Source organism: Protofrankia sp. CiP1_Cm_nod4, from assembly GCF_982290645.1.
The window spans coordinates 1-5,178 of the sequence record NZ_CEVIVC010000027.1 but is presented as its reverse complement, the minus strand read 5'-3'; the positions used below and the strand labels follow the sequence as shown (position 1 = coordinate 5,178).

Here is a 5,178-nt window from a genome sequence, read left to right as displayed (position 1 = left end):
GCGGCAGCCCACCACCGGCCGGCTCGACGCCCGCTACGCCTGATCGTGGTGCTGGAGCCCCAGGCGCGGCAGCCCACCCACGGCCGCGGGACCTTGGCCGATGCCCGCGGCCGCGGGAATCCTGGCCAACGCGGCCACGCCCGACGGAGCGGCCGCGTCCGGCTGAAAAGTCACGGCCGCCGGCGATCCGCGGGCCGCGGCGGCGTCCATCGGGGAGGATGACGACCGTCGGGAGACGCGACCGGGGAGGCGCACCGGGGCCGGTTGCCGCGTGCCGTCCCACGGGCGTGCCGCCGTCCGAAGAAGCCGGAGGAGATGTCCGTGGCTGTCTACGCGCTCGGTGACCGGGTGCCCGAGATCGACCCGTCCGCCTACGTCCACCCGGACGCGACCGTGATCGGCAAGGTGACCATCGGCCCCGAGTCGACGATCTGGCCGGGCGCGGTGCTGCGCGCCGACTACGGTGAGATCCACATCGGTGCCCGCACGTCCGTGCAGGACGGCACGGTCGTGCACGCGACCGCCGAACTCCCCACGATCATCGGCGACGACTGTGTCATCGGGCACATCGCGCACCTGGAGGGCTGCACCGTCGAGGACGGGTCGCTGGTCGGCTCCGGCTCGATCGTGCTGCACCGGGCCGTGGTCGGCCGGGGTGCGCTGGTCGGGGCGCAGGCGCTGGTCGGCAACAACGTGCGGGTGCCACCGCGGGCGCTGGCCGTCGGCGTCCCCGCGAAGATCCGTCCGGACGCGGTGGCGGAGAACGCCTTCGCGGCCGGGGCCGCGATGTACACCGCGAACGGCAAGCGCTACCGCGAGGAACTCCGCCGCCTCGACTAGATCGACCAGAGGGAAGCCGCATCGGCTGGAGCGCCGGTCAGGTAGCGCTGGATCCCAGCCACAGCCACCCGCACAGGCCATGATCCAGGCGACTTTGTCGTTGTGTACGCTTTTTGTCCGCAAAAGCGTACACAACGACAAAATTACGCCGATCTTCTCCGGTGGCCGGCGTCCATCGAAGCGTGCCACCGTGCGGGGGATACGCATGGCTACCTGATCGGCGTTCCAGGAAGGAAAGGCGATCTGCCCGGTCGGCGCGGCGCGGGCTCGGCAGGGCCCGTCAGTGATCGGGGCCGGCGTGGGCCGGCCATGTGGGGCGAGGGAAAATCGCTGGCGGCCGGCCGGTCGACGGCGGGCCTCCTTGGTGCCGTAGGTGGAGCCCGTCCGTCAGTCGCGGTCGGCGGGCGGGTCGGTGGCGAGGATGTCGTGGAGGGCGTCGAACAGGGCGGGCGGGGCGGCGATGGCGAGGTCGTTGGAGACCGGGCGGCCGTGCAGGCCACCGACCCGCAGCCCGGCCTCGGCCGCGACCAGCGCCCCGGCAGCGTGGTCCCAGGGGTGCAGGCCACGCTCGTAGTAGGCGTCCACCAGGCCGGCCGCGGCGGCGCCGAGGTCCAGCGACGCCGCGCCCATCCGCCGGATGTCACGCACCCGGGGGACGACCCGGGTCAGCACCGTCACCTGGGCGATCCGCCGTTGCACCGTGTAGCCGAACCCGGTCGCGACGAGCGCGTGCGCCAGGTCCGTGACGGCCGAGCCGGCCAGCGGCACACCGTTGCGGGCCGAGCCCTCCCCGAGCGCCGCGGTGTAGGTGACGCCCAGGGCGGGGGCGTGCACGACACCCGCCACCACCTGCCCGTCGACCTCGGCCGCGATCGACACCGCCCAGTTCGGCAGGTTGTAGAGGAAGTTCACGGTGCCGTCCAGCGGGTCGACGATCCAGCGCACCCCGCTGGTGCCCGGGTCGTCGGCGCCCTCCTCGCCCAGCAGGCCGTCGCCCGGGCGCGCCGCGCGCAGCCGGCTCGCGACCAGCTCCTCGGAGGCCCGGTCGAGCGCGGTGACGACGTCGGTGGGGGACGTCTTGGTCGTCTCGGCCACGACGTCCCCGCCGCGGCCCCGCAGCAGCAGGCCGCCGGCCTCGTGGGCGACGTCGAGCGCCAGCGCGAGCAGGTCCGCCGGCCGCGGCCGCCCGGCCGCCGGGGCACGGCCCGCCGGGACGTGGTCGGGTACCGCAGCGGAGGTCGCGACGGCGGACGCGGTGGGGGCGGACGATGCGGATGATGCGGTGGGGGCGGTGTCCTCGCCGGTGTCAGGCACGGGATACATCCTGCCAACCCGCTCCGCCCGCCACGGCCGCCCGCCGACACGATCCCACCGCCGGGAGCGGCGGAGGAGCGCCGGGGAGGCCCGGGATGTCGTGTGCCGGCCCGGCCGGCGGGACCCTGCCAGACCGGCGCACGGACCCTCACCACGGCCGGTGGGAGGGCGGCCGCGCACCTCCCCGGCATGGGCCCGGCATGGGCCGGGCATGAGGACGTCCGGCGTGGGCCCCGCCGGGAGAGCACGTCCGAACAGGGCGCGGGTGCCACGCGGAGACAAGGATCGGCGGGGATCCGTACCTGGGAAGGATCAGGCGCAAGGCCCGGTGAAGCCCGTGTCGGAGCTCACATTGTTCGACCCGTAGGATCGTTACCTGTGGTGACAGAAGAAGGCAGGAACCAGCACGACTCGGACGGCCGGGAGCAGCCCGCCGCCGACCAGTCCGTCCCCGGACGCTCCGTTCCCCAGCGGCCCACTCTCGACGGCGTCGAGGCACGCTGGTCGGCCGTGTGGCAGGAGCAGGAGACCTACCGGTTCGACCGGAGCGCCGACCGGGCCCGGGTGTACGCGATCGACACCCCGCCCCCGACCGTCTCCGGCTCCCTGCACGTAGGCCATGTCTTCTCCTACACGCACACCGACGTCATCGCCCGCTACCAGCGGATGCGCGGCCGTGAGGTCTTCTACCCGATGGGGTTCGACGACAACGGCCTGCCGACCGAGCGCCGGGTGCAGAACTACTTCGGCATCCGCTGTGACCCGTCGCTGCCCTACGACCCGGATCTCACCCCGCCGGCCAAGCCCGGCAAGGAGCAGGTCCCGGTCAGCCGCCGCAACTTCGTGGAGCTGTGCGAGCGGCTGACGATCGAGGACGAGAAGGTCTACGAGCAGCTGTGGCGCCGCCTCGGCCTGTCCGTGGACTGGTCGATGACCTACGCGACCATCGACGCCCGTTCCCGGGCGGTGGCGCAGCGGGCCTTCCTGCGCAACCTGGAGCGCGGCGAGGCGTACCTGGCGGAAGCGCCCACCCTGTGGGACGTGTCCTTCCGCACCGCGGTGGCGCAGGCCGAGCTGGAGGACCGGGAGCGCCCGGGCGCCTACCACTCGCTGGCGTTCGCCCGCACCGACGGCGGCGGGAACAGCGGCGCCGGCGGCACCGACAGCGGCGGGGACGTCGTCGTCGAGACCACCCGGCCGGAGCTGCTGGCCGCCTGCGTGGCCCTGGTCGCCCATCCCGACGACGAGCGTTACCGGCCGCTGTTCGGCTCCACGGTGCGCACTCCCCTGTTCGACGTCGAGGTGCCGGTGCGGGCGCACCGGCTGGCCGACCCCGAGAAGGGGTCCGGCATCGCGATGATCTGTACTTTCGGTGACCTCACCGACGTCACCTGGTGGCGTGAGCTGCGGCTGCCCACCCGCGCGGTGATCGGCCGGGACGGCCGGCTGCTGCCCGACCCGCCCGAGGCGATCGTCTCGGCGGCGGGCCGGGCGCACTACGCCGAGCTGGCCGGGCGCACCGTGCACGCCGCCCGCGAGCGGATCGTGGAGCTGCTGCGCGAGGCCGGGGCGCTGCTGGGCGACCCGCGGCCGATCAGCCATCCGGTGAAGTTCTACGAGAAGGGCGACCGGCCGCTGGAGATCGTCACGACCCGCCAGTGGTACATCCGCAACGGCGGCCGGGACGAGGCCCTGCGGGCGCAGCTGCGGGCCCGTGGCAGTGAGCTGCACTGGCATCCCCCGCACATGCGGGTCCGTTACGAGAACTGGGTGGACGGCCTGACCGGGGACTGGCTGATCAGCCGGCAGCGTTTCTTCGGCGTGCCGTTCCCGGTCTGGTATCCGCTGGACGACGCCGGTGCCCCCCGCTACGACCAGCCGATCGTCCCCGGCTACGCGGCGCTGCCGGTCGACCCGTCCAGTGACACCGCGCCCGGTTTCAGCGAGGACCAGCGCGGGATCCCCGGTGGTTTCGCCGCCGACCCGGACGTGATGGACACCTGGGCGACGTCCTCGCTGACCCCGCAGATCGCCGCCGGCTGGGGCAGCGACGACGATCTGTTCGCCCGGGTGTTCCCGATGGACCTGCGCCCCCAGGCGCACGAGATCATCCGGACCTGGCTATTCTCCACCGTGCTGCGCAGCCACACCGAGTTCGGCACGCTGCCGTGGACGAACACGGCCATCTCCGGGTGGATCCTCGACCCGGACCGCAAGAAGATGTCGAAGTCCAAGGGCAACGTCGTCACCCCGCTGGACCTGCTCGAACAGCACGGGTCGGACGCGGTGCGCTACTGGGCCGCCGCCGGCCGGCCGGGCACCGACACCACCTTCGACGTCGGCCAGATGAAGATCGGCCGCCGGCTGGCCATCAAGCTGCTCAACGCCAGCCGGTTCGCCCTCGGCCTCGGCGCGGTCGAGGACGCCGGCACCATCGCCGAGCCGCTCGACCGGGCGCTGCTGGCGACGCTGGCGGAGGTGGTGGACGCCGCGTCCACCACGCTGGACAACTACGACTACACCCGCGCGCTCGAGCTCACCGAGTCGTTCTTCTGGCGGTTCTGCGACGACTACGTCGAGCTGGTCAAGGGACGCGCGTACGGCTCGTTCGGCGAGCCGGGCGCGGCGTCCGCGCGGGCCACGCTGGCCATCGCCCTGTCCACGGTGCTCGCGCTGTTCGCGCCGTTCCTGCCCTTCGTCACCGAGGAGGTCTGGTCGTGGTGGAAGCCCGGGTCGGTGCACCGTTCCCGCTGGCCGGAGGCCGGCGAGCTGCGCAAGATCGCTGACAGTGGTGACCCGCGCCTGCTTGAGGCGGTCAGCACGGCGCTCACGGCGATCCGGCGGGCCAAGTCGGAGGCGAAGGTGTCGATGAAGGCGGCGGTGGCCTCCGCGCGGGTCAGCGGGGACGCCGACCTGGTCGGCCTGGTCGAGGCCGTCGCGGCCGACCTGCGCAGCGCCGGCAGCATCACGGCGCTGACCTTCACCCGGGGCACCGGCGAACTGGCGGTCGACGTCGCCCTCGCA

General features: G+C 73.3%; 3 protein-coding genes. 2 read left to right on the top strand and 1 reads right to left on the bottom strand.

Features of this window, described 5'->3' with window-relative positions; all coding sequences use genetic code 11:
- The first annotated feature begins 315 nt into the window (after positions 1 to 315).
- Entirely contained in the window at positions 316 to 840 is a 525-nt protein-coding gene (locus AC5LSR_RS07745) for a gamma carbonic anhydrase family protein (RefSeq protein WP_250284893.1), read from the top strand.
- Positions 841 to 1,227: 387 nt separating this feature from the next.
- On the opposite strand, the gene AC5LSR_RS07740 is transcribed toward AC5LSR_RS07745, so the two are convergent.
- On the bottom strand, positions 1,228 to 2,154 hold the full coding sequence (locus AC5LSR_RS07740; RefSeq protein ID WP_250284891.1) for an inositol monophosphatase family protein: 927 nt from the start codon (positions 2,152 to 2,154) through the stop codon (positions 1,228 to 1,230).
- Between the two features lie 378 nt (positions 2,155 to 2,532).
- Here AC5LSR_RS07740 and valS point away from each other — a divergent pair.
- The coding region (valS, locus tag AC5LSR_RS07735; protein WP_493464694.1) for a valine--tRNA ligase at positions 2,533 to 5,178 on the top strand (2,646 nt) is incomplete at its 3' end.